26 protein-coding genes are annotated in these 26854 nt (G+C 57.9%); 22 read left to right on the top strand and 4 right to left on the bottom strand.

The features are described 5' to 3' along the window. Window positions 1-8 precede the first annotated feature (8 nt). The gene (gene dnaA / locus BLL36_RS14970; RefSeq protein WP_076952164.1) at window positions 9-1526 is read right to left on the bottom strand and encodes a chromosomal replication initiator protein DnaA; all 1518 of its coding nucleotides are present in this window, start codon (window positions 1524-1526) and stop codon (window positions 9-11) included. A gap of 586 nt (window positions 1527-2112) precedes the next feature. On the opposite strand from dnaA, the gene rpmH reads away from it, so the two are divergent. The 5 genes from rpmH to mnmE all read left to right on the top strand — a co-directional run bounded on the left by rpmH (window position 2113) and on the right by mnmE (window position 6041). Then, window positions 2113-2247 carry a 50S ribosomal protein L34 gene (rpmH, locus tag BLL36_RS14965; protein ID WP_003213577.1) on the top strand — a complete coding sequence of 45 codons (135 nt, stop codon included), beginning with the start codon at window positions 2113-2115 and terminating at the stop codon, window positions 2245-2247. 16 nt (window positions 2248-2263) lie between these two features. Continuing rightward, a complete protein-coding gene (gene rnpA, locus BLL36_RS14960) occupies window positions 2264-2668 on the top strand; it encodes a ribonuclease P protein component (RefSeq protein WP_197678492.1) in 405 nt (134 codons plus the stop codon). Next, on the top strand, window positions 2661-2906 hold the full coding sequence (gene yidD, locus BLL36_RS14955; RefSeq protein ID WP_048402126.1) for a membrane protein insertion efficiency factor YidD: 246 nt from the start codon (window positions 2661-2663) through the stop codon (window positions 2904-2906). The genes rnpA and yidD overlap by 8 nt, the downstream gene beginning before the upstream one ends. A 2-nt stretch (window positions 2907-2908) precedes the next feature. Then, window positions 2909-4591 (top strand): membrane protein insertase YidC, encoded by a 1683-nt coding sequence (gene yidC, locus BLL36_RS14950; RefSeq protein WP_076952162.1) that lies wholly within the window; start codon window positions 2909-2911, stop codon window positions 4589-4591. 79 nt (window positions 4592-4670) lie between these two features. Beyond that, a complete protein-coding gene (gene mnmE, locus BLL36_RS14945; protein ID WP_076952161.1) occupies window positions 4671-6041 on the top strand; it encodes a tRNA uridine-5-carboxymethylaminomethyl(34) synthesis GTPase MnmE in 1371 nt (456 codons plus the stop codon). 19 nt (window positions 6042-6060) lie between these two features. Here the strand turns inward: mnmE and BLL36_RS14940 are convergent, their stop codons facing one another. The 3 genes from BLL36_RS14940 to BLL36_RS14930 all read right to left on the bottom strand — a co-directional run bounded on the left by BLL36_RS14940 (window position 6061) and on the right by BLL36_RS14930 (window position 10044). Next, window positions 6061-8499 (bottom strand): TonB-dependent siderophore receptor, encoded by a 2439-nt coding sequence (locus BLL36_RS14940; RefSeq protein WP_076952160.1) that lies wholly within the window; start codon window positions 8497-8499, stop codon window positions 6061-6063. An 88-nt stretch (window positions 8500-8587) separates the two neighbouring features. Next, on the bottom strand, window positions 8588-9538 hold the full coding sequence (locus tag BLL36_RS14935) for a FecR domain-containing protein (protein ID WP_076952159.1): 951 nt from the start codon (window positions 9536-9538) through the stop codon (window positions 8588-8590). Further along, window positions 9538-10044, bottom strand: a complete 507-nt coding sequence (locus tag BLL36_RS14930) for a sigma-70 family RNA polymerase sigma factor (RefSeq protein ID WP_076952158.1) — start codon at window positions 10042-10044, stop codon at window positions 9538-9540. Before BLL36_RS14930 ends, BLL36_RS14935 begins: the two co-directional genes overlap by 1 nt. A 564-nt stretch (window positions 10045-10608) precedes the next feature. Between BLL36_RS14930 and mnmG the strand changes: the two genes are divergently transcribed. The 17 genes from mnmG to BLL36_RS14845 all read left to right on the top strand — a co-directional run bounded on the left by mnmG (window position 10609) and on the right by BLL36_RS14845 (window position 26852). Next, the gene (gene mnmG, locus BLL36_RS14925) at window positions 10609-12501 is read left to right on the top strand and encodes a tRNA uridine-5-carboxymethylaminomethyl(34) synthesis enzyme MnmG (protein ID WP_076952272.1); all 1893 of its coding nucleotides are present in this window, start codon (window positions 10609-10611) and stop codon (window positions 12499-12501) included. Then, on the top strand, window positions 12498-13142 hold the full coding sequence (gene rsmG, locus BLL36_RS14920) for a 16S rRNA (guanine(527)-N(7))-methyltransferase RsmG (RefSeq protein WP_076952157.1): 645 nt from the start codon (window positions 12498-12500) through the stop codon (window positions 13140-13142). The genes mnmG and rsmG overlap by 4 nt, the downstream gene beginning before the upstream one ends. An 18-nt stretch (window positions 13143-13160) precedes the next feature. Beyond that, window positions 13161-13958 (top strand): ParA family protein, encoded by a 798-nt coding sequence (locus BLL36_RS14915; protein WP_076952156.1) that lies wholly within the window; start codon window positions 13161-13163, stop codon window positions 13956-13958. A 9-nt stretch (window positions 13959-13967) separates the two neighbouring features. Then, entirely contained in the window at window positions 13968-14840 is an 873-nt protein-coding gene (locus BLL36_RS14910; protein WP_076952155.1) for a ParB/RepB/Spo0J family partition protein, read from the top strand. A 148-nt stretch (window positions 14841-14988) separates the two neighbouring features. Then, window positions 14989-15396, top strand: coding sequence for a F0F1 ATP synthase subunit I (locus BLL36_RS14905; protein WP_003177069.1), 408 nt, complete (start codon window positions 14989-14991; stop codon window positions 15394-15396). 16 nt (window positions 15397-15412) lie between these two features. After that, on the top strand, window positions 15413-16282 hold the full coding sequence (gene atpB, locus BLL36_RS14900) for a F0F1 ATP synthase subunit A (RefSeq protein WP_057725770.1): 870 nt from the start codon (window positions 15413-15415) through the stop codon (window positions 16280-16282). Window positions 16283-16416: 134 nt separating this feature from the next. After that, window positions 16417-16674: a F0F1 ATP synthase subunit C gene (atpE, locus tag BLL36_RS14895; RefSeq protein ID WP_002555987.1), complete on the top strand. Its 258-nt coding sequence runs from the start codon at window positions 16417-16419 to the stop codon at window positions 16672-16674. A gap of 57 nt (window positions 16675-16731) precedes the next feature. Beyond that, the gene (locus BLL36_RS14890; protein WP_003195835.1) at window positions 16732-17202 is read left to right on the top strand and encodes a F0F1 ATP synthase subunit B; all 471 of its coding nucleotides are present in this window, start codon (window positions 16732-16734) and stop codon (window positions 17200-17202) included. 12 nt (window positions 17203-17214) lie between these two features. Continuing rightward, window positions 17215-17751, top strand: coding sequence for a F0F1 ATP synthase subunit delta (locus tag BLL36_RS14885; protein ID WP_003195833.1), 537 nt, complete (start codon window positions 17215-17217; stop codon window positions 17749-17751). 21 nt (window positions 17752-17772) lie between these two features. After that, window positions 17773-19317 carry a F0F1 ATP synthase subunit alpha gene (atpA, locus tag BLL36_RS14880; protein ID WP_048721831.1) on the top strand — a complete coding sequence of 515 codons (1545 nt, stop codon included), beginning with the start codon at window positions 17773-17775 and terminating at the stop codon, window positions 19315-19317. Window positions 19318-19367: 50 nt separating this feature from the next. Next, window positions 19368-20228, top strand: a complete 861-nt coding sequence (gene atpG / locus BLL36_RS14875) for a F0F1 ATP synthase subunit gamma (protein WP_003195829.1) — start codon at window positions 19368-19370, stop codon at window positions 20226-20228. 27 nt (window positions 20229-20255) lie between these two features. Beyond that, complete coding sequence (gene atpD, locus BLL36_RS14870) at window positions 20256-21632, top strand: F0F1 ATP synthase subunit beta (protein ID WP_057725772.1); 1377 nt, start codon at window positions 20256-20258, stop codon at window positions 21630-21632. 44 nt (window positions 21633-21676) lie between these two features. Next, window positions 21677-22093 carry a F0F1 ATP synthase subunit epsilon gene (locus tag BLL36_RS14865; protein ID WP_003195825.1) on the top strand — a complete coding sequence of 139 codons (417 nt, stop codon included), beginning with the start codon at window positions 21677-21679 and terminating at the stop codon, window positions 22091-22093. Window positions 22094-22216: 123 nt separating this feature from the next. Next, window positions 22217-23584, top strand: coding sequence for a bifunctional UDP-N-acetylglucosamine diphosphorylase/glucosamine-1-phosphate N-acetyltransferase GlmU (gene glmU / locus BLL36_RS14860; protein ID WP_076952154.1), 1368 nt, complete (start codon window positions 22217-22219; stop codon window positions 23582-23584). A gap of 228 nt (window positions 23585-23812) precedes the next feature. Continuing rightward, entirely contained in the window at window positions 23813-24580 is a 768-nt protein-coding gene (locus BLL36_RS14855; RefSeq protein ID WP_076952153.1) for a DeoR/GlpR family DNA-binding transcription regulator, read from the top strand. 10 nt (window positions 24581-24590) lie between these two features. Further along, entirely contained in the window at window positions 24591-26423 is a 1833-nt protein-coding gene (gene glmS, locus BLL36_RS14850; protein WP_076952152.1) for a glutamine--fructose-6-phosphate transaminase (isomerizing), read from the top strand. A gap of 63 nt (window positions 26424-26486) precedes the next feature. Further along, a complete protein-coding gene (locus BLL36_RS14845; protein ID WP_076952151.1) occupies window positions 26487-26852 on the top strand; it encodes a hypothetical protein in 366 nt (121 codons plus the stop codon). The last annotated feature ends 2 nt before the right edge of the window (window positions 26853-26854 follow it).

The following is a 26854-nucleotide window of genomic DNA, read 5'->3' as shown; positions in this document are numbered from 1 at the left end:
TGGTGTCATCACGTTGTCAGTGTACGCAGCAGGTTCTTGTAGTCCTCGCGAATATCCGCGTCGGATTCCTTAAGTTCATTGATCTTGCGGCAGGCGTGCAAAACCGTGGTGTGATCGCGACCGCCGAACACATCGCCGATTTCCGGCAGGCTGTGGTTGGTCAACTCCTTGGAGAGTGCCATGGCCACCTGACGGGGACGTGCCACCGAGCGCGAACGGCGCTTGGACAGCAGATCGGAAATCTTGATCTTGTAGTACTCGGCCACGGTGCGCTGGATGTTGTCCACGCTCACCAGTTTGTCCTGCAGTGCCAGCAAGTCTTTCAGGGACTCGCGAATCAACTCGATGGTGATGTCGCGGCCCATGAAGTGCGAGTGCGCAATGACCCGCTTGAGTGCCCCTTCCAGCTCACGCACGTTGGAGCGAATGCGTTGAGCGATGAAGAAAGCAGCATCGTGGGGCAGGTCGACTTTGGCCTGGTCGGCCTTTTTCATCAGGATCGCAACGCGTGTTTCCAGCTCCGGCGGCTCTACCGCAACGGTCAGGCCCCAGCCAAAGCGTGACTTCAGGCGTTCTTCCAGGCCTTCGATTTCCTTGGGGTAGCGGTCACTGGTCAAGATGACCTGTTGGCCGCCTTCGAGCAGGGCGTTGAAGGTGTGGAAAAACTCTTCCTGCGAACGTTCCTTGCGGGCGAAGAACTGGATGTCATCGATGAGCAATGCGTCAACCGAGCGGTAGAACCGCTTGAACTCGTTGATGGCATTGAGCTGCAGGGCCTTGACCATGTCAGCCACGAAACGCTCCGAGTGCAGGTACACCACCTTGGCATTCGGATTTTTCTTTAATAGATGGTTGCCCACCGCGTGCATCAAGTGGGTCTTACCCAAGCCAACGCCACCATAAAGGAAGAGCGGGTTGTAACCGTGCTTGGGGTTATCGGCGACCTGCCAGGCGGCTGCGCGAGCCAACTGGTTGGATTTACCCTCGACGAAGTTCTCGAACGTAAACGTGCGGTTCAGGTAGCTGGTGTGCTTGAGCGCGCCTTCGACCTGCACGGTGCGCTGTTCAGCGCGAACCGGCGCTTGCTGGGAGGCGGCGCCTGCCATGGGGTCGAAGCTATCGCGAGACGGCTCTTCATGTTGCGGCGCGTTTTTTTGCGCCGAGGATTTCGAAGGCGCGGGCGCGGCGGCGGTTGCAGTCGCCACCGGTGCCGCTGCGGCCTGGGCCTGCGAGGCCGCGGCGGCCAACGGCGCGTTAGGCGCAGCGCGAGGCGCGGAGCTACGTTTGCTGCCTATTAATAAGGAGAGCACGGGCGCGAGACCGTTGCCGTGCTCATCGAGCAATTCGAGAACGCGACTCAGGTACTTCTCGTTGACCCAGTCGAGAACAAAACGATTGGGCGCATAGACACGCAACTCGTCGCCTTCGGCTTCGACCTGTAGTGGACGGATCCAGGTGTTGAATTGCTGGGCAGGCAGCTCATCGCGCAAAAGCTCCACGCACTGCTGCCAAAGTTCCACTGACACGGATATCCCCTAAGTTGAAAGCCGGTGAGGCAAAAACAGCCGCCATTGTAGCGGCGCGCCGTCCACTTATCCACATGTAGCTTGATCACAGGGCAGCCAAAATCAACGTCTTGACGGTAATAAAGGCGACCAATGGTCTGTGCATAAGCTCTGTGGATAAGCGCCCCTGAGGTCGTTGCACAAGTGGGGGCGAAAGTCTGTTGATAACCTGCCTGTGGATAACATGCCATTCCACACACAGCTTATCCGACAGCGCAGCACAGGCAGAGCACCGTTTCTCCCCCGTGTTGTCATTCTCTGTACAGCACGTAAAACAAGGGCTCAAAGCGGTTATCCACAGATGATCGCCTGCCTAGCTTTTATAAGCTTTACAGAAAAGCTTTAAATAACTTCCTTCTTTATTTTTATATCTATGCCCGAGCCTGAGAAAAGCCTGGCGCACAAAAAAGGTCAAATGGCTCGTGGAGAAGTAATTGAAGGAAAAGCTGGTTGGAAATTGACCTAGAGGCTTGCTTTCTCTAGAATCGCCGGTCTCTTAAAACGGGGGCCATTCCGGCCCGTTGTGGACGAACCAGGTAACAACGCCATGAAACGTACTTTCCAACCAAGCACCATCAAACGCGCCCGTACTCACGGCTTCCGTGCTCGCATGGCTACCAAGAACGGCCGTGCTGTCCTGTCGCGTCGCCGCGCCAAAGGTCGTGCGCGTCTGGCAGTTTGATAATCCGGTACTGGTGGTGAGTCAGGACTTCAGTCGGGAAAAGCGTCTGCTAACCCCCCGGCATTTCAAGGCAGTCTTTGACTCCCCCACCGGCAAGGTTCCGGGGAAAAATCTCCTGCTCCTTGCGCGTAACAACGATCTTGATCACCCCCGTCTCGGGTTGGTGATCGGCAAGAAGAGCGTAAAGCTCTCCGTTGAGCGCAATCGCCTCAAGCGTCTGATGCGCGAATCGTTTCGCCTCCACCAGGACACTCTGGTTGGTTGGGATATTGTTATCGTCGCGCGCAAAGGCTTGGGTGATGTAGAAAACCCCGAATTGATTCAGCATTTCGGCAAGCTCTGGAAACGTCTGGCGCGTACCAACAAACCAGCTCCAGCGGCCAGCACCGAAACTGTAGGGGTAGACAGCACTGATGCGTAAACTGGCACTCGTTCCGATCCAGTTTTATCGCTATGCCATTAGTCCCCTGATGGCCAGCCACTGTCGTTTCTACCCCAGTTGTTCCTGCTACGCGTTGGAGGCCATAGAAAATCATGGCGTTCTGCGCGGTGGCTGGCTGACCTTTCGTCGTTTAGGTCGCTGTCATCCGTGGAATCCCGGTGGTTATGACCCGGTTCCACCTATCCCTACCTCCCGTTCTTCTTCGATGGCCGAGTAATCATGGATATTAAACGCACGATCCTGATCGTCGCCCTGGCAATCGTGGCCTATGTTCTGGTGCTTCAGTGGAACCAGGACTACGGCCAGGCTGCCCTGCCGACTCAGAATGTTGCTACCAATCAGGCTGCGCCGGCTATTCCGGACGCCCCGCTGGGTAACAATGCGTCCGCGAGTGCCGATGTTCCCAGCGCGAATGGCGAGACACGCGCCCCGTTAGAAACGCCAGTGGTCACCAACAAAGACCTCATCCACGTCAAAACGGATGTGCTCGACCTGGCTATCGACCCTCAAGGTGGTGATATCGCGCAGTTGAAACTGCCGCTGTATCCACGTCGCCAAGACCATCCGGATGTTCCGTTCCAGCTGTTCGACAACGGTGGTGAACGTACTTATCTGGCGCAGAGCGGCCTGACCGGTACCAATGGTCCGGACGCACGTGCTGCCGGTCGTCCGGTTTATTCGACCGAACAGAAGAGTTATCAGCTGGCTGATGGCCAGAACCAGCTGAACGTCGACCTGAAATTCAGTCTCGATGGCGTCAACTACATCAAGCGTTTCAGCTTCACCCGTGGTTTGTACGACTTGAAGGTCACTTACCTGATCGACAACGAAAGCGACAAACCTTGGAGCGGCAACCTGTTCGCCCAGCTCAAGCGTGACGCCAGCTCCGATCCTTCTTCCAGCACTGCCACCGGCACCGCGACTTACCTGGGCGCAGCCCTGTGGACAAGTAACGAGCCGTACAAAAAAGTGTCGATGAAAGATATCGACAAGGGCTCGCTGAAAGAAACCGTTCAAGGTGGTTGGGTAGCCTGGCTGCAACACTATTTCGTGACCGCCTGGATCCCGAACAAGGGTGAAGCCAACCTGGTTCAAACCCGCAAGGACAGCCAAGGTAACTACATCATTGGCTTTACTGGCCCGGCGTTGACCGTCGCACCAGGTGCCAAGGCAGAAACCAGCGCTACCCTGTACGCCGGCCCGAAAAGCCAAGCCGTGTTGAAAGAGTTGTCCCCAGGTCTTGAACTGACTGTGGATTACGGCTTCCTGTGGTTCATTGCCCAGCCGATCTTCTGGCTGCTGCAACATATCCACAGCATCGTCGGTAACTGGGGCTTCTCGATCATCTTCCTGACCATGCTGATCAAGGGGATCTTCTTCCCACTGTCGGCGGCCAGCTACAAGTCGATGGCGCGCATGCGTGCCGTGGCTCCGAAACTGGCGGCGTTGAAAGAACAGCATGGCGATGACCGGCAGAAAATGTCCCAGGCCATGATGGAGCTGTACAAGAAAGAGAGGATCAACCCGCTGGGTGGTTGCTTGCCGATTCTTGTACAGATGCCGGTGTTCCTGTCGCTGTACTGGGTACTCTTGGAAAGCGTGGAAATGCGCCAGGCACCGTTCATGCTGTGGATAACCGACCTGTCGATCAAGGACCCGTTCTTTATCCTGCCGATCATCATGGGCGCGACCATGTTCATCCAGCAGCGTCTGAACCCGACTCCGCCGGACCCGATGCAGGCCAAGGTGATGAAAATGATGCCAATCATCTTCACCTTCTTCTTCCTGTGGTTCCCAGCGGGCCTGGTGCTGTACTGGGTGGTCAACAACGTGTTGTCGATCTCTCAACAGTGGTACATCACACGTAAAATCGAAGCGGCTACCGCAAAAGCCGCGGCGTAATTTACTCTGTGGGTAACCACTCAAGACGCCCCCTAGTGGGGCGTTTTGCTTTTCGTCACTTTTATTCTGGACCCTGCTGATGAGCGCTCCTCGTGAAACCATCGCTGCTGTCGCTACCGCTCAAGGTCGCGGTGGTGTCGGTATCGTTCGAATTTCCGGGCCGCTCGCGGGCGTGGCAGCCAAGGCCATCAGTGGCCGTGAGTTGAAGCCGCGCTACGCCCATTACGGGCAGTTCCTGGATGCTGACCAAAGTGTGCTGGACGAAGGCCTGGCTATCTATTTTCCGGGGCCGAACTCGTTTACGGGGGAGGATGTACTGGAACTGCAGGGGCATGGCGGCCCCGTTGTGTTGGATATGCTGCTACAGCGCTGTCTGCAATTGGGCTGCCGCCTGGCGCGGCCAGGGGAATTCAGCGAGCGCGCGTTTCTGAATGACAAGCTCGACCTGGCCCAGGCCGAGGCCATTGCTGACTTGATTGAAGCCAGTTCCGCACAGGCAGCACGCAATGCACTGCGTTCGCTGCAAGGGGCGTTCTCACTGCGTGTGCATAACTTGACCGAGCAATTGATCAGCCTGCGCATTTACGTCGAGGCGGCGATAGATTTCCCCGAGGAAGAAATCGACTTCCTGGCCGACGGCCATGTTTTGACGATGCTGGATAAAGTGCGCGACGAGTTATCCACAGTGCTTCGGGAAGCCGGCCAAGGTGCCTTGCTGCGTGACGGTATGACGGTAGTGATTGCAGGACGGCCCAATGCAGGCAAATCCAGCTTGCTCAATGCGCTGGCCGGGCGTGAAGCCGCCATCGTCACCGAGATCGCCGGCACCACCCGGGATATCTTGCGCGAACATATCCACATAGATGGCATGCCCCTGCACGTGGTCGATACCGCCGGTTTGCGCAACACAGAGGACCAGGTAGAGAAAATCGGTGTGGAGCGTGCGCTCAAAGCCATTGGCGAGGCGGATCGTGTACTGCTTGTGGTGGACGCTACCGCGCCCGAAGCTGTGGATCCTTTTGCCCTGTGGCCGGAATTCCTGGAACAACGGCCGGACCCGGCCAAAGTCACCTTGATCCGCAATAAGGCCGACCTGACAGGCGAAGCCATTGCCATGCAAACCAGCGCAGATGGTCACGTCACCCTTAGCTTGAGCGCCAAGTCGGCGGGAAATGGCCTGGAACTGCTGCGCGAGCACCTCAAGGCTTGCATGGGCTACGAGCAGACCTCGGAAAGCAGCTTCAGTGCACGCCGCAGGCACCTGGAGGCGTTACGCCATGCCAGCGCAGCGTTGGAGCACGGTCGGGCGCAATTGACTCTGGCGGGGGCAGGGGAGCTGCTGGCTGAGGATTTACGTCAGGCGCAGCAGGTGTTGGGCGAGATCACCGGTGCATTCAGCTCCGATGATTTGTTGGGGCGCATCTTCTCCAGCTTTTGCATCGGCAAATAGCCGAGTTATCCACAACGCTTCACCAGTTATAGGACACCGTACCGAGCAGGGTACGGCTGTCTCCCCAATAGCATCGACCTGCGTCGTTGCAACCCGATACATATTCCTTGTCGAACAGGTTCTTGGCATTCAGGTCGACCGACCAATGTTTGTCGATTTGATAGCCGACGGCCGCATCCACCAAAGTGACGCTTCCTGCGTCCAACTTCCCGTAGAGCGTCGGCGCGGTGTAAGAAAAAGTGCTGTCGAAGTAACGCACGCCGCCGCCCACGGACAAACCTTTGAGTTGGCCGTCAAGAAAACGGTACTTGCCCCACGCCGAAGCCTGGTTACGCGGCACGCCCGTCATCTGATGCCCCTCGACCAGCGATGTAGCCGAGTCCTTGGTGATCCGTGCGTCGGTGTAGGTGTAGGCCGCGGTCAGGTTGAGGTTTGGCGTGACGTTGCTGTTCACCTCGACTTCCACCCCCTTGGCGCGGCTTTCTCCCACTTGGCGATAGCTATTGGTGGTGGCATCGAGATAGGTGTCGTCGTTTTTGCGCAGGTCATACACCGACACGGTCATCGCCGTGTCCCAGCCGATCGGCTCGTACTTCACGCCCACTTCGTACTGGCTGCTGGTGATTGGCTTCAACGGTGCACCAGCGTTGGAGATCTGCTGCACCGGGACAAACGCCGTGGAATAGCTGACATATGGCGTGAGGCCATTGTCGAACTGGTACATCACCCCGCCCTGATAGGTGAACTTTCGGTCTTCGGAGCCGGTGTTGCCGGCCTTGTTCACCTTGTCGCGAAAATCACTGTCGACCCAGTCCTGACGACCGCCGAGCAAAAACAGCCAGTGGTCATACTTGCTCTGGATCTGTGCATAGACGCCTTTCATCTGCTGCTCGAGCAGTGTGTTTTGCACCGCGACGGGCGTAAGCGGGTCACGCAGATAAACAGGGTTATACACATTGATGGTGCCGCCAGAGCCTGCGTTCCAATCCTGGCTGAACGAGGTCCGGTCATAACTGGCGCCGAACAGCAGGGTATTTTCCAGCCCGCCGACCTGGAATTTTCCTTCCAGCTGGTTATCCAGAGAGTAGACCATCGATTTGTTATAGCGGTCGTAGGCGGTCATGTTCAATTGAGTACCGAAGCCACGATTATTCAGGGCTCCAGGCCAGGTTTCATGGCGGTTGATGCGCGACTGCATGTAGCGCGAGTTCTGGCGGAACTGCCAATCGTCATTAAAGCTGTGGCTGAATTCGTAACCGGTGCTCCAGGATTCCCGTTCGAAGGTGTTCCAATCCGGGTTACCCAACATGGTGTGCTTGGACAGCTTGCCGTTCGGATTTGCAAGCAAGGTGCCCGCCGCCGGCAAACCCAGTTCCAGGTTGGTGTGGTCTTTCTGGTAGTTGGCCAACAGGGTGAGGGTGTTGTAGTCATCGAAATTCAGGGTCAGGGAAGGTGCGATGTACAGACGATCGTCCGGAACATGATCGGTTTGCGTGTCCGACTTGCGACCGAGCATCACCACCCGCCCCAGGATGTTGCCGCTGTCGTTAAGTGGACCCGAGATATCCACACCCACCTGGCGCCGGTTGTTCGAACCATAACCGAGTTGAACCTCACCCTGCGGCGTAGCGGTAGGGTGCTTGCTCACCAGGTTGACCAACCCTCCCGGTGCGTTCTCCCCGTAAAGCAGGGAGGAGGGCCCACGGAAGATCTCGACCCGTTCCAGGCCATAGGGCTCGCTGGTGGTGTCATACCGATTGCCTTGTACACGTAGGCCATCACGCAGCAGGCCGTAGCCATAATCCGTGGCATTGAAACCGCGAATAAAGAACAGATCTCCCGCAAGACCGTCGCCGGCGGCAAAAGGGGGCGCGAAGATACCTGGCACATACCCCAATACTTCAGTCAGCGTCTGAGACTTCTGGTCTTTGATGCGCTGGCCGGTGACCACCGAGACCGAGCGGGGTGTTTCCGACAAAGGCGTGCTGGTCTTGGTCCCAACCCGGCTGTTCTGCGCCTTATAGCCGACGTCCCCGGCAATCTCCTGATTGAAACCGCCCTGTTGATAAGTGCTTACGGTGGTAGGCGCGAGTGTGAGCTCGCCTGCAGGAGCGGTCTGCAACACATAGCTGCCGGGCGCCTGGACCACAGCCTGCAACCCGGAGTTTTGCAACAACAACGCAAAACCTTGGTCCACCGAGTAATCGCCTTCCAGCCCTGGCGTGTCCAAACTCACGGTTTCTTGGGGAGAGAAAGACAGAATCACGTTTGCCTTGGCGGCGAATTGGCTCAACGCACTATCCAACGGCCCTGCGGCGATGGCGTAGTGCTGCACGGCGCTCGCCGCCATGGCATCGTTTGTGAGGACGATGCTGGTCATGGCAGCGGTGCCGAGCAGCAGGCTGCAGGTGATGCCGTGGCAGGAAAGTCGTTGGCGAAACGGGGTGGGAAGGCGCATAGGTGGGTTAGCCCTGAAGGTTGCGTCGTAATTACCTGAAGGGCCGTGCCAGGCAAAAAAAAGATAACCCCCTTTGTGGATATTTTTTTTACGAATCAGCCAATCGCTTCACCGAAACCCAATAACGGGTGAAATACCTCACCTGAATCGGCAAGGTGGCCTGCAGGTTGGCGAGCACGGCATCGGAAGCGTCCAGGCGCAATGTCCCGGAAACACGCAGGCCTGCCGAAGCGGAGTCGCATTGCAGTACGCCTGGGCGATAGCGCGCAAGCTCACTGATCACATCCCCGAGCCGAGCGTCCAGTACGATCATCTGGCCATCGATCCAGGCGGCCTGGGATGTGCGATATGCCTGGTTCGGTCCTACAACTTGGCGATTAAAATCGGTGCTCTCACCGGCACCGAGCAGCCGGCCGTGGTCGGGTCGGTCACCCGGCGCCACACTCACCCGGTCCTCCAGAACGCCGACTCGAGTGGCATCCAGCAGTTGGCGTACGGTAAACCGGGTGCCCAATGCCTGGACTCGGCCTTGTGCTGTCTCGACATAAAAGGGCAGTTGACCACCTGACTTACCGGTGTGGATAAGTACTTCACCTTCACGTAGACGGATCAAGCGTTGGCGCCCGTCGAATACCACGTCGATCGCTGTGTTGGTATTGAGGTCAACCTGCGTCCCGTCGGCCAATTCGATACGCCGACGTTCGCCTACCGACGTCTTGTAGTCGGCCCAGATATTCCCCAGTGACGTATGTTGTTGAGCATTCCAACCCAGATACCCGGTACCGCCCAGCACCAGCATCCACTTCAGTACCTGCCGCCGTTGCTGCGTGGTCGATAACGCGCGGCGGGACAAATCCGGTGGCAGCGCACCGAGATTACGCTGCAACTGCTCCATCTGGTTCCATGCCGCCTGGTGCAAGGGGTCACCATTGAGCCATTGCTGCCAGGCCTGACGTTCGGCCGCTGAGGGTGCCTGGGATTGAAACTGCACATACCAACTGGCGGCGGCTTCGAAGGTCTTGCGGTCAGGAATAGCCATCAAAGGCTGGCCATGATCAGTGCGCACTCAGTCAATGCACGAATCATGTGCTTCTTCACCGTGGTCAGTGAAACCTGCAGTTGATCGGCGATCTGTTGATAAGTCAGCCCTTCGAGCTGCGACAGCATGAAGATGCGCCGGGCTCGCTCACCAAGCCCGCACAGGGCTTTATCCACAGCCACCAGCGTCTCGATAATGATGGCTTTGTCTTCTTCACTGATGGCGGTGGCTTCAGGACGTTCGGCCAAGGTCTGCGTATATGCCCGCTCAATGGCATGTCGACGGTAACGATCAATCACCAAGCCTCTGGCGATTGTCGCCAGGTAATCCCTTGGCTCGATGATCTGCGCCGCATGCCGCCCACCCAGAATTCGCACGAACGTATCGTGCGCCACATCGGCCGCATCGCAGGCGTTATGCAGCTTTCCTTTGAGCCACCCATGCAACCAGGAATGGTGTTGCTCGTAGATGTACTGGACCGCAGCTGTGTGTGAAGGAGGGGACATAAGGGCTGACAAGGCGGGTTAATGATAATGGCTATTATTAACTGCGCCGGCCTTTTCTCACAATAGATCTCTTTTTGCCGCAGACACCGCAGAGTTTTTGGCCTCGGTCGGCCGTGCGATGGGCGAAATTTGCTCAGTTTTGGTGATTTCTGTGGAGTAAGCCCTGTGAATAACCGCCCCTGTGCCCAGTTGATAACAGGGCCTGAAACCTGAGTAAAAACCCGCCTGTGGATAACCACCTGTTTAATCCACAGGCTTAATGCACTTATCCAAGGGCCTCATTGACACATGACCACAGACTTTTGAATCGCTGTACACATTGTAAATAGAGGCTTGTAGAGATCTATCCACAGAAATGATGCTCAGTAGAAATAAACATAAAAACAAAGATTTAATAAATTTCTCTCTTTTAATTTCTATTGTCTGTGATTCATCCACAGCTGGTTAAATTTTGTGCAAAGGGTTCTTTAGGAAGGCCTAAGTCCCTATACTTGCCGCCATTGCTCCAAAACTCTTTCAACAGACAATTCCTGATTACCTACATAAGCAGGCACGAGGTGCGTGGTGGATTTCCCTTCCCGTTTTGAAGTGATCGTCATCGGCGGCGGTCATGCCGGTACCGAGGCAGCACTGGCGTCAGCACGCATGGGCGTAAAAACCCTATTGCTGACGCACAACGTGGAAACCCTCGGTGCCATGAGTTGCAACCCCGCCATCGGTGGCATCGGCAAAAGCCATCTGGTCAAGGAAATCGATGCCCTAGGCGGTGTGATGGCCATGGCTACCGACAAAGGTGGTATCCAGTTTCGCGTGCTCAACAGCCGTAAAGGCCCGGCGGTACGTGCTACACGGGCACAGGCTGACCGCATCCTGTACAAGGCCGCGGTACGCGAAACCCTGGAAAACCAGACGAACCTGTGGATATTTCAACAAGCAGCCGATGACCTGATCGTCGAGCAGGATCAGGTACGCGGTGTTGTCACGCAAATGGGCCTGCGGTTCCACGCAGAGTCCGTGGTCTTGACCACCGGTACATTCCTCGGCGGACTTATCCACATCGGTATGCAGAACTATTCCGGTGGCCGCGCCGGTGATCCGCCATCGATTGCCCTGGCAAAACGCCTGCGTGAACTGCCGCTGCGCGTTGGCCGCTTGAAAACCGGGACTCCGCCGCGTATCGACGGGCGTTCCGTGGATTTCTCGGTGATGACCGAACAGGCCGGCGATACGCCAATTCCGGTCATGTCGTTCATGGGGTCCAAAGCGCAGCACCCGAAACAGGTCAGTTGCTGGATCACCCATACCAATGCGCGCACTCACGAAATCATCGCAGCCAACCTCGACCGTTCACCGATGTATTCCGGTGTGATCGAAGGCATCGGCCCGCGTTATTGCCCGTCGATCGAAGACAAGATCCACCGCTTTGCCGACAAGGAAAGCCACCAGGTCTTCATCGAGCCCGAAGGCCTGACCACCCACGAGCTGTACCCGAACGGGATTTCCACTTCCCTGCCGTTCGACGTGCAGATCCAGATCGTGCAATCGATTCGCGGCATGGAAAACGCGCACATCGTGCGTCCGGGCTACGCCATCGAGTACGACTACTTCGATCCACGTGACTTGAAATACAGCCTGGAAACCAAAGTGATCGGCGGTCTGTTCTTCGCCGGGCAAATCAACGGCACCACCGGTTACGAAGAAGCCGGCGCCCAAGGTTTGCTGGCCGGAACCAACGCCGCACTGCGTGCGCAGGGCAAAGACAGCTGGTGCCCGCGTCGCGACGAGGCGTATATCGGCGTATTGGTCGACGATCTGATTACCCTGGGCACCCAGGAACCGTACCGCATGTTCACATCCCGGGCGGAATACCGCCTGATCCTGCGTGAAGACAACGCCGACTTGCGCCTGACCGAAAAAGGCCGCGAGCTGGGCCTGGTCGATGACGCGCGTTGGGAAGCCTTCTGCAAAAAACGCGAAAGCATTGCATTGGAAGAACAGCGTCTGAAAAGCACGTGGGTTCGCCCAGGCACCGAGCAGGGCGATGCAATTGCCGAAAAATTCGGTACGCCGCTGACCCACGAATACAACTTGCTGAACCTGCTGTCGCGTCCGGAAATCGATTACGCCGGCCTGATCGAAGTGACCGGCCATGGCGCTGAAGACCCACAGGTCGCCGAGCAGGTCGAGATCAAGACCAAATACGCCGGATACATTGACCGCCAGCAGGACGAAATCGCCCGCCTGCGCGCCAGTGAAGACACCAAACTGCCTGTGGATATCGACTACACCGGGATTTCCGGGTTGTCGAAAGAGATTCAAAGCAAGCTAGGGATAACCCGTCCGGAAACCCTGGGCCAGGCTTCACGTATCCCAGGCGTCACCCCGGCAGCGATTTCGCTGTTAATGATTCATTTGAAAAAACGCGGCGCGGGCCGTCAGTTGGAGCAAAGCGCTTGAGTTCGTTGGTTACCTCGCAACATGCCGAAGAGTTATCCACAGGGGCGCGCCAGCTGGGCGTTGAACTGACCGATGCCCAGCAACAATTGCTGCTGGGTTACCTGGCCCTGTTGATCAAATGGAACAAGGCCTACAACCTGACGGCGGTGCGTGATCCAAACGAAATGGTTTCCCGGCACTTGCTCGACAGCCTGAGCGTCATGCCGTTCATCGAGAACGGCCGCTGGTTGGACGTCGGCAGCGGCGGCGGTATGCCCGGTATTCCTTTGGCCATCCTGTTTCCCGAGTCGCAAGTGACTTGCCTGGACAGCAATGGCAAGAAAACCCGCTTCCTGACCCAGGTCAAACTCGAACTCAAGCTGGACAACCTTCAGGTTATCCACAGCCGCGTTGAAACCTTCACGCCTGAACAGCCTTTCAAGGGAATTGTTTCCCGGGCATTCAGCAGCATGGAGAACTTCAGCAATTGGACTCGCCACCTGGGCGACCTCGACACCCGCTGGCTGGCAATGAAGGGCGTCCATCCAAGCGATGAGCTGTTAGCATTGCCGCCGGACTTCCACCTCGATAGCGAACACGCCTTGGCCGTACCCGGTTGCCAAGGCCAACGCCATCTGCTGATACTGCGCCGCACGGCATGATTGGGAACACAAGCAAGAATGGCTAAGGTATTCGCGATAGCGAACCAGAAGGGTGGCGTGGGCAAAACCACCACCTGCATCAACCTCGCAGCATCCCTGGTCGCGACCAAGCGTCGGGTGCTGCTGATCGATCTCGATCCACAGGGCAACGCCACCATGGGGAGCGGTGTGGATAAACACGGCCTGGAAAACTCGGTCTACGACTTGCTGATTGGCGAGTGCGACCTGGGCCAGGCCATGCATTTCTCCGAGCACGGCGGTTATCAACTGCTGCCGGCCAACCGCGATCTGACCGCGGCGGAAGTGGTGCTGCTGGAAATGCAGATGAAAGAGAGTCGTCTGCGCAGCGCCTTGGCGCCGATCCGTGACAACTACGATTACATTTTGATCGACTGCCCGCCGTCGCTGTCGATGCTTACGCTCAACGCCCTGGTGGCCGCCGACGGGGTGATCATCCCCATGCAGTGCGAGTATTTTGCCCTGGAAGGTTTGAGCGACCTTGTGGATAACATCAAGCGTATCGCCGAGCTGCTCAACCCGAACCTGCAGATCGAGGGCCTGCTGCGGACCATGTACGATCCGCGCCTGAGCCTGATGAACGATGTGTCGGCGCAGCTCAAGGAGCACTTCGGCGATCAGCTCTACGACACGGTGATTCCACGTAACATTCGCTTGGCCGAAGCGCCGAGCTACGGCATGCCCGCGCTGGCGTACGACAAGACTTCGCGCGGTGCCATCGCCTACCTGGCGCTGGCCGGCGAGATGGTCCGTCGTCAGCGCCGCAACACACGCACCCCAGCCGCCCAGCCAACTTAAGGAATCCCCATGGCCGTCAAGAAACGAGGTCTCGGACGTGGACTGGATGCACTGTTGAGTGGTCCGACCGTCACATCGCTTGAAGAACAAGCGGTGCAGGCCGACGAGCGCGAGCTGCAGCACCTGCCTTTGGACCTGATCCAGCGCGGCAAATACCAGCCACGCCGGGACATGGACCCCCAGGCGCTGGAAGAACTGGCCAATTCGATCAAGGCACAGGGCGTGATGCAGCCGATCGTGGTGCGCCCCATCGGGGACGGACGCTTTGAAATCATCGCCGGCGAACGCCGCTGGCGCGCTAGCCAGCAGGCCGGCAAGGAAACCATTCCGGCCATGGTGCGCGATGTGCCGGATGAAACCGCCATCGCCATGGCACTGATCGAGAACATCCAGCGTGAAGACCTCAACCCGGTCGAAGAAGCGATCGCCTTGCAGCGTTTGCAGCAGGAATTCCAACTGACGCAGCAACAAGTGGCCGACGCTGTGGGCAAGTCCCGCGTGACGGTATCGAACCTGCTGCGCCTGATCGCACTGCCGGAAGTCATCAAGACCATGTTGTCCCATGGCGACCTGGAGATGGGCCACGCTCGAGCCTTGCTCGGTTTGCCGGAAAATCAACAGGTTGAAGGGGCGCGACACGTTGTCGCACGCGGTCTGACCGTTCGTCAGACAGAGGCCTTGGTTCGCCAGTGGCTGAGCGGTAAACCGGCTCCGGTCGAAGCCGCCAAACCTGATCCGGATATCGCCCGCCTCGAGCAGCGCCTGGCCGAGCGCCTGGGCTCTGCGGTGCAAATTCGCCATGGCAAGAAAGGCAAAGGGCAATTGGTCATCGGGTATAACTCCCTCGATGAGCTTCAGGGTGTCCTTGCCCACATCCGCTGAAACATTTGCTTATGTAGCGCGTGATCGGAAATCACTACCCGGCAGTTGAATAGGGGCTGAACCGCCCCTATACTCTGCGCGCATTTTGTCGGCACAAATTATGCCAAGTTATTGATTTCCGGCAGCCGACCATTGAGGAGCAAGAGTGATGGAAACCCGCACGCCAAACACGTTGCCGTTCCATCGCTTGGCCGTTTTCCCGGTATTGCTGGCTCAGTTTGTCATCTTGCTGATCGCCGCTTTGGCGCTTTGGTACGGGCATGGAGTCGTAGCCGGGTATTCAGGACTTTGCGGAGGCCTGATAGCCTTGCTGCCCAATATGTATTTTGCTCACAGGGCCTTTCGGTTTTCCGGCGCCCGAGCAGCCCAGGCTATCGTCCGGTCTTTTTATGCCGGCGAGGCGGGCAAACTGATTTTGACGGCAGTGCTGTTTGCACTGACCTTTGCAGGTGTGAAGCCATTGGCGCCGCTGGCTGTATTCGGCGTCTTCGTGTTGACCCAACTGGTCAGCTGGTTCGCTCCCCTGCTGATGAAAACAAGACTTTCGAAACCTTAGGGCGTTTGAGGCAACCATGGCAGAAACAACCGCTTCGGGCTATATCCAGCACCACTTGCAGAACCTGACTTTCGGTCAGCTTCCCAACGGCGGCTGGGGCTTTGCCCACACCGCAGCAGAAGCCAAGGAAATGGGTTTCTGGGCTTTCCACCTGGATACTCTGGGTTGGTCGGTCGCATTGGGTCTGATCTTCGTCCTGATTTTCCGCATGGCGGCGAAGAAGGCGACTTCCGGTCAGCCAGGTGCGTTGCAGAACTTCGTTGAAGTACTGGTCGAATTCGTCGATGGCAGCGTGAAAGACAGCTTCCATGGCCGTAGCCCGGTGATCGCACCGCTGGCGCTGACCATCTTCGTCTGGGTGTTCCTGATGAACGCCGTCGACCTGATTCCGGTCGACTGGATTCCTCAGCTGGCCATCCTGATCTCCGGCGACGCGCACATTCCATTCCGTGCCGTATCGACCACTGACCCGAACGCTACCCTGGGCATGGCCCTGTCGGTGTTCGCGCTGATCATTTTCTACAGCATCAAGGTCAAGGGCATCGGCGGCTTCATCGGCGAACTGACCCTGCACCCGTTCGGCAGCAAGAACATCTTCGTTCAAGCCCTGCTGATCCCGGTCAACTTCCTGCTGGAATTCGTGACCCTGGTCGCCAAGCCTATTTCCCTGGCCCTGCGACTGTTCGGCAACATGTATGCCGGCGAGCTGGTGTTCATTCTGATCGCTGTGATGTTCGGCAGCGGCCTGCTCTGGCTTAGCGGCCTGGGCATTGTTCTGCAGTGGGCGTGGGCTGTGTTCCACATCCTGATCATCACCCTGCAGGCCTTTATCTTCATGATGCTGACCATCGTCTACCTGTCGATGGCGCACGAAGAGAACCATTAAGACCAGTCTCGACTAGTCTGATGTCCTTCCCGGTGAAACGGGAAGGTGGGCCCTACCGGGCTATGAAACGATTTGTTTTACCGCTTTAAAATCTAAAAAACCTAAACCATACGACGTAAAAGTCGGGAGGAAAGATGGAAACTGTAGTTGGTCTAACCGCTATCGCTGTTGCACTGTTGATCGGCCTGGGCGCCCTGGGTACTGCCATTGGTTTCGGCCTGCTGGGCGGCAAGTTCCTGGAAGGCGCAGCGCGTCAGCCAGAAATGGTCCCAATGCTGCAAGTTAAAATGTTCATCGTCGCCGGCCTGCTCGACGCCGTGACCATGATCGGCGTTGGTATCGCTCTGTTCTTCACCTTCGCGAACCCCTTCGTTGGTCAACTCGCTGGCTGATCACTCGAATTTTCGAGTTGATTGGGGTGATGGACAACGAATGAGCGAGGTGTTGGCGTGAACATTAATGCAACCCTGATTGGCCAATCCGTTGCGTTCTTCATTTTTGTAGTGTTTTGCATGAAGTTCGTGTGGCCTCCGGTCATCGCGGCTTTGCACGAACGTCAGAAGAAGATCGCGGATGGTTTGGACGCTGCCAGCCGTGCAGCTCGCGACCTGGAGTTGGCCCACGAGAAAGTGGGTCAGCAACTGCGCGAAGCTAAAGCACAGGCAGCCGAGATCATTGAGCAAGCCAAGAAACGCGGTAACCAGATCGTCGAAGAGGCTGTTGAAAAAGCCCGCGTCGAAGCTGACCGTGTGAAGGCTTCGGCTCATGCCGAGATCGAACAGGAACTGAACGGTGTCAAAGACGCGCTGCGTGCCCAACTGGGTGCTCTGGCGGTCGGCGGTGCCGAGAAGATCCTCGGTGCCACAATCGATCAAAACGCGCACGCGGAGCTGGTTAACAAACTGGCTGCTGAAATTTAAGCGAGGGCGATCATGGCAGAACTGACCACGTTGGCCCGACCTTACGCTAAGGCAGCCTTCGAGCACGCCCAGGCCCACCAGCAGCTGGCCTCTTGGTCAGCCATGCTCGGCCTGGCTGCAGCAGTGTCGCAAGACGACACCATGCAGCGCGTGCTCAAGGCCCCGCGCCTGACGAGCGCAGACAAGGCCGCCACTTTTATTGAAGTGTGCGGCGACAAGTTTGATGTGAAAGTGCAGAACTTCATCCACGTCATTGCCGAAAACGACCGTCTCCCGCTTCTGCCGGAGATTGCCGCTCTGTTCGACCTGTACAAGGCCGAAGCAGAGAAATCGGTAGACGTTGAAGTGACCAGTGCTTTTGCATTGAACCAAGAACAGCAAGACAAACTCGCCAAGGTTCTCAGTGCACGACTCAATCGGGAAGTGCGCCTGCAAGCTTCGGAGGACGCATCGCTTATTGGTGGTGTTGTTATCCGTGCCGGCGACCTGGTTATCGATGGCTCGATTCGCGGCAAAATCGCGAAACTTGCCGAAGCATTGAAATCTTGAGTTTGAAGGGGCAGCAGAGCAATGCAGCAACTCAATCCTTCCGAAATAAGTGAAATTATCAAGGGCCGCATCGACAAGCTCGATGTGACCTCCCAAGCCCGTAACGAAGGCACTGTCGTCAGCGTATCTGACGGCATCGTGCGGATTCACGGTCTGGCCGACGTCATGTACGGCGAGATGATCGAGTTTCCGGGCGGCGTCTACGGTATGGCCCTCAATCTGGAGCAAGACTCCGTAGGTGCCGTTGTATTGGGCGCGTACACCAGTCTGGCTGAAGGCATGAGCGCCAAGTGCACCGGCCGCATCCTGGAGGTTCCGGTTGGTAAGGAGCTGCTGGGTCGCGTAGTCGACGCACTGGGTAACCCTGTTGACGGCAAAGGTCCACTGGGCAACACCGAGACCGACGCGGTCGAGAAAGTTGCTCCAGGCGTGATCTGGCGTAAGTCGGTAGACCAGCCTGTACAGACTGGCTACAAGGCTGTCGATGCCATGATCCCGGTCGGCCGTGGCCAGCGTGAGCTGATCATCGGTGACCGTCAGATCGGTAAAACCGCTCTGGCGATCGACGCGATCATCAACCAGAAGAACAGCGGCATTTTCTGCGTCTACGTAGCCATTGGTCAGAAGCAATCGACCATCGCCAACGTGGTTCGCAAGCTGGAAGAAAACGGCGCCCTGGCCAACACGATCATCGTGGCTGCCAGCGCTTCGGAATCTCCTGCGCTGCAATTCCTGGCACCGTACTCCGGTTGCACCATGGGTGAATTCTTCCGCGACCGCGGTGAAGACGCACTGATCGTTTATGACGATCTGTCCAAGCAAGCAGTGGCTTACCGCCAGATTTCCCTGCTGCTGCGCCGTCCACCAGGCCGTGAAGCTTACCCAGGCGACGTGTTCTATCTCCACTCCCGTCTGCTGGAGCGCGCATCCCGCGTTTCGGAAGAATACGTAGAGAAGTTCACCAAAGGCGCAGTGACCGGCAAAACCGGTTCCCTGACCGCACTGCCGATCATCGAAACCCAGGCTGGCGACGTTTCCGCGTTCGTTCCGACCAACGTGATTTCCATCACCGACGGTCAGATCTTCCTGGAATCGGCCATGTTCAACTCAGGCATCCGCCCTGCAGTGAACGCCGGTGTTTCGGTATCCCGTGTGGGTGGTGCCGCTCAGACCAAGATCATCAAGAAGCTCTCCGGTGGTATCCGTACCGCTCTGGCTCAGTACCGTGAACTGGCGGCATTCGCCCAGTTCGCTTCTGACCTGGACGAAGCGACCCGTAAGCAACTTGAGCATGGTCAGCGCGTTACCGAGCTGATGAAGCAGAAGCAATACGCCCCTATGTCGATCGCTGACATGGCGTTGTCGCTGTATGCCGCTGAGCGTGGGTTCCTGACCGACGTTGAAATCGCCAAGGTCGGCAGCTTTGAACAAGCGCTGATTGCTTACTTCAACCGCGATCACGCCGAATTGATGGCGAAGATCAACGTGAAGGGTGACTTCAATGACGATATCGACGCTGGCATGAAAGCCGGTATCGAGAAGTTCAAGGCCACCCAAACCTGGTAAGCCGCAGCGGGAGCCGCAAGGCTCCCGCTTGCTAACCTGATAGGTGTTACATGGCAGGCGCAAAAGAGATTCGCAGTAAGATTGCGAGCATCAAAAGCACGCAAAAGATTACCAGCGCCATGGAAAAAGTGGCGGTCAGCAAAATGCGCAAGGCACAAATGCGCATGGCTGCTAGCCGTCCTTATGCGGAGCGTATCCGCCAGGTAATTGGGCATCTGGCCAACGCCAACCCGGAATACCGCCACCCGTTCATGATCGAGCGCGCCGTCAAGCGCGTGGGTTATGTGGTAGTGAGCAGTGACCGAGGTTTGTGCGGTGGCCTGAATACCAACCTGTTCAAGGCCCTGGTCAAGGACATGGCGGTAAACCGCGAAAACGGCGTCGAGATCGATCTGTGTGTTGTAGGTAGCAAGGGTGCGGCCTTTTTCCGTAACTTCGGCGGTAACGTCGTTGCAGCTATCAGCCACCTGGGTGAAGAGCCGTCGATCAATGATTTGATCGGCAGTGTGAAGGTGATGCTGGATGCGTACCTGGAAGGCCGGATTGACCGCCTGTCCGTGGTATCCAACAAATTCATCAACACCATGACCCAGCAGCCAACCGTGGAGCAATTGATCCCACTGGTGGCGACTCCGGATCAGGAACTCAAGCACCACTGGGACTACCTCTACGAACCAGACGCCAAAGAGCTGCTTGACGGCTTGATGGTGCGCTACGTGGAATCGCAGGTGTACCAGGCGGTGGTCGAGAACAACGCAGCTGAACAAGCGGCGCGGATGATCGCGATGAAAAACGCTACCGATAACGCCGGTGATCTGATCAGCGATTTGCAGCTGATCTACAACAAGGCGCGTCAGGCTGCGATCACCCAAGAGATCTCGGAAATCGTCGGCGGCGCTGCCGCGGTTTAACGGTTCAAATATTCAGAGGATCCAGCTATGAGTAGCGGACGTATCGTTCAAATCATCGGCGCCGTTATCGACGTGGAATTCCCACGCGACAGCGTACCGAGCATCTACAACGCGCTGAAAGTACAAGGCGCGGACACTACTCTGGAAGTTCAGCAGCAGCTGGGCGACGGCGTAGTTCGTACCATTGCGATGGGTTCGACCGAAGGCTTGAAGCGCGGTCTGGACGTTATCGACTCTGGCGCAGCCATCTCCGTACCGGTCGGTAAAGCGACCCTGGGCCGGATCATGGACGTACTGGGCAACCCGATTGACGAAGCCGGTCCGATCGACACCGAAGAGCGTTGGGGCATTCATCGTCCAGCACCTTCGTTCGCCGAACAAGCGGGCGGCAACGACCTGCTGGAAACCGGCATCAAGGTTATCGACCTGGTCTGCCCGTTCGCCAAAGGCGGTAAAGTCGGTCTGTTCGGTGGTGCCGGTGTAGGCAAGACCGTAAACATGATGGAACTGATCCGTAACATCGCCATCGAGCACAGCGGTTATTCCGTGTTCGCCGGTGTGGGTGAGCGTACCCGTGAGGGTAACGACTTCTACCACGAGATGAAGGACTCCAACGTTCTGGACAAAGTGGCACTGGTTTACGGTCAGATGAACGAGCCGCCGGGCAACCGTCTGCGCGTGGCACTGACCGGCCTGACCATGGCCGAGAAGTTCCGTGACGAAGGTAACGACGTTCTGCTGTTCGTCGACAACATCTATCGTTACACCCTGGCCGGTACTGAAGTGTCCGCACTGCTGGGCCGTATGCCTTCGGCAGTAGGTTACCAGCCGACCCTGGCTGAAGAGATGGGCGTTCTGCAAGAACGTATCACTTCGACCAAGGAAGGTTCGATCACCTCGATCCAAGCGGTATACGTACCTGCGGATGACTTGACCGACCCTTCGCCAGCCACCACCTTCGCCCACTTGGACGCCACCGTCGTACTGTCCCGTGACATCGCATCCCTGGGTATCTACCCAGCGGTCGATCCACTCGACTCGACTTCGCGCCAGCTGGACCCGAACGTGATCGGCCAGGAGCACTACGACACCGCTCGCGGCGTTCAGTACGTGCTGCAGCGTTACAAAGAACTGAAGGACATCATTGCGATCCTGGGTATGGACGAGCTGTCGGAAGCCGACAAGCAGTTGGTAAACCGTGCTCGTAAGATCCAGCGTTTCTTGTCGCAGCCGTTCTTCGTGGCTGAAGTCTTCACCGGTGCCTCGGGTAAATACGTTTCCCTGAAAGACACCATTGCTGGCTTCAAAGGCATCCTCAACGGTGACTACGACCACCTGCCAGAACAAGCGTTCTACATGGTCGGCGGCATCGAAGAAGCGATCGAGAAAGCCAAGAAACTGTAATCCTGGCGCCCGGAAACGGGCGCTCATCAGGTTGAGGCAATCAGATGGCTATGACAGTCCATTGCGATATCGTCAGCGCGGAAGGGGAAATCTTCTCCGGTCTGGTCGAGTTTGTAACAGCGCACGGCGACCTGGGTGATCTTGGTATCGCCATGGGTCACGCCCCGCTGATTACCAGCTTGAAACCAGGTCCGATCACTCTGACCAAGCAAGGCGGGGAACGTGAGGTGTTTTACATCTCCGGTGGTTTCCTCGAGGTTCAGCCGAACATGGTCAAGGTACTTGCCGACACCGTGCAACGTGCTGGCGACCTGGATGAAGCCTCCGCTCAGGAAGCCGTCAAGGCTGCCGAGAAGGCCCTGAACGAAAAGGGTGCGGACTTCGACTACAGCGCTGCTGCTGTACGTCTGGCCGAGGCTGCAGCTCAGCTGCGCACGCTCCAGCAGATCCGCAAGAAGTAAACGGCGATGCCGTCATGCTTAATGCGCGATTGATTAAAAAGGGTAGCCTCGGCTACCCTTTTTCTTTTTTTGCAAAACACTTCTCTGGTCTGAAGCCGGACCGCCCAGGATTGGTAGCCATTCATGTCTCTTGAAATCGTTATTCTCGCCGCAGGCCAGGGCACCCGCATGCGTTCGGCCCTACCCAAGGTGCTGCACCCGGTTGCCGGCAATTCCATGCTGGGTCACGTTATCCACAGCGCCCGGCAACTCGACCCACAACGCATCCATGTGGTGATCGGCCACGGTGCCGATGTGGTTCGTGAGCGCCTGGCCGCTGACGACCTGAATTTCGTTTTGCAGGACAAACAACTCGGTACCGGCCATGCCACCGCGCAGGCCGTGCCGTTCATTACCGCCGACACTGTGCTGATCCTCTACGGCGACGTACCGCTGATCGAAGTAGAAACCCTGCAACGCCTGCTCAAGCACGTGGTACCTGGCCAGATGGGCCTGCTCACCGTTGAACTGGATGACCCCACCGGCTACGGGCGCATCGTGCGCAACGCCGATGGCAAGGTCGCGGCCATCGTTGAGCACAAGGACGCAAGCGAAGCCCAGCGCGCTATCACCGAAGGCAACACCGGGATTCTGGCGGTGCCGGCCAATAAGCTCGCCGATTGGATGAGCCGCCTGTCCAACAACAACGCCCAGGGCGAGTACTACCTCACTGACGTCATCGAGATGGCTGTCAGCGATGGCCTGTTGGTCGCCACCGAGCAACCTCACGACCCGATGGAAGTGCAGGGCGCCAATGACCGCAAGCAGCTCGCGGAACTTGAACGCCATTACCAACTGCGCGAAGGTCGCCGCCTGATGGCCCAGGGTGTGACCCTGCGTGACCCGGCCCGCTTCGACGTGCGCGGTGAGGTCAGCGTCGGCCGCGACGTGCTGATCGACATCAATGTGATCCTCGAAGGCCGCGTGATCATCGAAGACGACGTGGTGATTGGCCCTAACTGCGTGATCAAGGACAGCACCTTGCGCAAAGGTGTGGTGGTGAAAGCCAACAGCCACATCGATGGCGCCGTGATGGGCGAGGGCAGTGATGCCGGCCCGTTCGCGCGGTTGCGTCCGGGGAGTGTGCTAGGGGCCAAGGCGCACGTGGGCAATTTTGTTGAAATGAAAAACGCCAGGTTGGGTGACGAGGCCAAGGTCGGCCACCTGACCTACCTCGGCGATGCCACTGTGGGTGAGCGCACCAACATTGGCGCCGGCACCATCACGTGCAACTACGATGGCGCGAATAAGCACCACACCACCATTGGTGCAGACGTGTTCATCGGCTCCAATAATTCGCTGGTGGCTCCGGTTACCCTCGACGATGGCGCCAGCACCGCGGCAGGCTCGACCATCAACCAGCATGTGGATAAGTCCCAACTGGCTGTGGCCCGTGCGCGCCAACGCAACATCGACGGTTGGAAGCGTCCGGTCAAAATCAAAAAGACCTGAGTTATCCACAATTTGCCTGGAAGTCACCTCCTCTGTGGGAGCTCGCTTGCCTGCGATAGCGGTCTGATATTCAGCATTCATGTTGACTGACCCTCCGCTATCGCAGGCAAGCCAGCTCCCACATTTGGTTTGTGGTGAGCTTAAAATTAAACACGCCCCGCTTGACGATCTTTCGCCAATAGGTTTTGATTGCCTTCGTTATCTTTCGAAACGAAACTTATCATCACTATGTCGAAACGAAATACACCCCAACGGCGCCACAACATCCTGACCTTGCTCAATGAACAGGGCGAAGTCAGCGTGGACGAACTGGCCAAGCGTTTCGAAACGTCGGAAGTGACGATCCGCAAGGACCTGGCCGCCCTGGAAAGCAACGGCCTGTTGTTGCGTCGCTACGGCGGCGCAATCACCATGCCTCAGGAACTGGTGGGCGATGCCGCCCAACCCATCTCCGCCTACAAGCGCGCGATCGCCCGTGCCGCCGTGACGCGCCTTCGCGAGCACGCCCGCATCATCATCGACAGCGGCAGCACCACCGCCGCCATGATCCCCGAGCTGGGCCACCAGCCTGGCTTGGTGGTGATGACCAACTCCCTGAACGTCGCCCGAGCATTGAGCGAGCTGGAACACGAGCCGGTGCTGTTGATGACCGGCGGCACCTGGGACCCGCATTCGGACTCGTTCCAGGGCCAGGTCGCCGAGCAGGTACTGCGCTCCTACGACTTTGATCAACTGTTCATCGGCGCCGACGGCATCGATCTGCAGCGCGGTACCACCACCTTCAACGAACTGCTGGGGCTCAGCCGAGTCATGGCCGAGGTCGCCCGTGAAGTGGTGGTGATGGTTGAATCCGACAAGATCGGCCGCAAGATTCCCAACCTGGAACTGCCCTGGAGCAGCGTCCATACCCTAATCACCGATGATCGCCTGCCGCTTGAGGCCCGCGACCAGATCCAAGCCCGCGGCATTACGCTGATATGCGCGGCAATCATCTAGGAGAAACACCATGTGTGGCATCGTAGGCGCAGTCGCTGAACGCAACATCACCCCCATCCTGCTCGAAGGCCTCAAGCGCCTGGAATACCGTGGTTACGACAGTGCCGGCGTGGCTGTCTTCAGCAATGCCGGCAAGCTTGAGCGCATGCGCCGTCCGGGCAAAGTCAGCGAGCTGGAACAAGCCCTGGCCGGAGAACCCTTGGTGGGGCGTCTCGGTATCGCCCACACCCGCTGGGCCACCCATGGTGCGCCGTGCGAACGCAACGCCCACCCGCATTTCTCCGGTGACCTGGCGGTGGTGCATAACGGCATCATCGAAAACCACGAAGTCTTGCGTGAACAACTAAAGGGCCTGGGTTACGTTTTCACGTCGGACACCGACACCGAAGTCATCGCGCACCTGCTCAATCACAAGCTCAAGGACCTCGGTGACTTGACCACCGCCCTCAAGGCCACGGTCAAGGAACTGCATGGCGCCTATGGCCTGGCTGTAGTCAGCGCCAGCCAGCCCGACCGTGTGGTTGCCGCCCGCAGTGGTAGCCCATTGGTGATTGGCCTGGGCCTGGGTGAAAACTTCCTTGCCTCCGACCAACTGGCCCTGCGCCAGGTCACCGACCGCTTCATGTACCTGGAAGAAGGCGATATTGCCGACATCCGCCGTGAAAGCGTGGCGATCTGGGACGTGAACGGCAACTCCGTCGAGCGCGAAGCCGTGCAATACCGCGACGGTGCCGAAGCCGCCGACAAGGGCGAGTTCCGCCACTTCATGCTCAAGGAAATCCACGAGCAACCGTCCGTGGTACAACGCACTCTGGAAGGCCGCCTGAGCCAGCACCAAGTGCTGGTCAACGCCTTCGGCCCACAAGCCGCCGAACTGTTTGCCAAAGTGCGTAACGTGCAGATCGTCGCCTGCGGCACCAGCTACCACGCCGGCATGGTTGCCCGTTACTGGCTGGAAGAACTGGCCGGCATCCCGTGCCAGGTCGAAGTGGCCAGCGAGTTCCGCTACCGCAAAGTGGTGGTGCAACCCGACACTCTGTTCGTGACCATCTCACAGTCCGGCGAAACCGCCGACACCCTGGCCGCCCTGCGTAACGCCAAAGAGCTGGGTTTCCTGGCCAGCCTGGCCATCTGCAACGTCAGCATCAGCTCGCTGGTGCGTGAATCCGACCTGACCCTGCTGACCCAGGCCGGTCGCGAAATCGGCGTAGCGTCCACCAAGGCCTTCACCACCCAGCTGGTTGGCTTGCTGCTGCTCACCCTGTCCCTGGGCCAGGTTCGCGGCACGCTCGCCGAAGGCGTTGAAGCCACCCTGGTCGAAGAACTGCGCCGTCTGCCAACCCGCCTGGGTGAAGCCCTGGCCATGGACAGCGTCGTAGAAAAAGTCGCCGAACTGTTCGCCGACAAAAACCACACCCTGTTCCTCGGCCGCGGCGCCCAATACCCGGTCGCGATGGAAGGCGCGCTGAAGCTCAAGGAAATCTCCTACATCCACGCCGAAGCCTACCCGGCCGGCGAGCTCAAGCATGGCCCATTGGCCCTGGTGGATGACGACATGCCGGTGGTGACCGTAGCGCCGAACAACGAACTGCTGGAGAAGCTCAAATCCAACCTGCAGGAAGTCCGCGCCCGTGGCGGCCAACTGGTAGTGTTCGCTGACGAAAAAGCCGGCATGACCAACGGTGAAGGCACCCACGTCATCAACATGCCGCACATCCACGACACCCTGTCGCCGATCCTCTACACCATTCCGCTGCAGTTGCTCTCGTATTACGTGGCGGTGCTCAAAGGCACTGACGTCGACCAGCCGCGCAACCTGGCGAAGTCGGTAACGGTGGAGTAAACGCGCCGCATCCTGGAGGCCCGCCGGGTCTCCAGGGCCGGTTCAACGCAAGGAAGCGCTCCCATGCAATCTCCCTCCTTCCAGCTCAGCCAACGATTGAACAACCGTCGGTTTGCGGTCGCGAACAATACTCAAGGCCTCTCTGGTGTGGACACGGTGTTTCATTACCAGGTCGATGGCGATGCCATCACCAGTACCTACCAAGGCGGTCGGATTCGCTTGGGTACGCAAGTCGGTCGTGTGACGGGTCCCGATAATATCGAGCTGCTTTTTCAATGCCTGACGCAAGGCGGTGAGTTGCTCGCAGGCTGGTCGCGAGGCGTGGTAGGCCTTGATCAAGCCGGACGAATCACGCTCAGCTTTGTATGGGGTTGGACGTTGGGTGCATCCGGAGGTGGGGAATCCAGCTATGTTGAGATTGCCGCCTGATA

The sequence above is a fragment of the Pseudomonas cedrina subsp. cedrina genome (assembly GCF_001983175.1).
In the GTDB taxonomy this organism is placed as follows: domain Bacteria; phylum Pseudomonadota; class Gammaproteobacteria; order Pseudomonadales; family Pseudomonadaceae; genus Aquipseudomonas; species Aquipseudomonas cedrina.
This window is presented reverse-complemented; position numbering and strand designations above follow the sequence as displayed.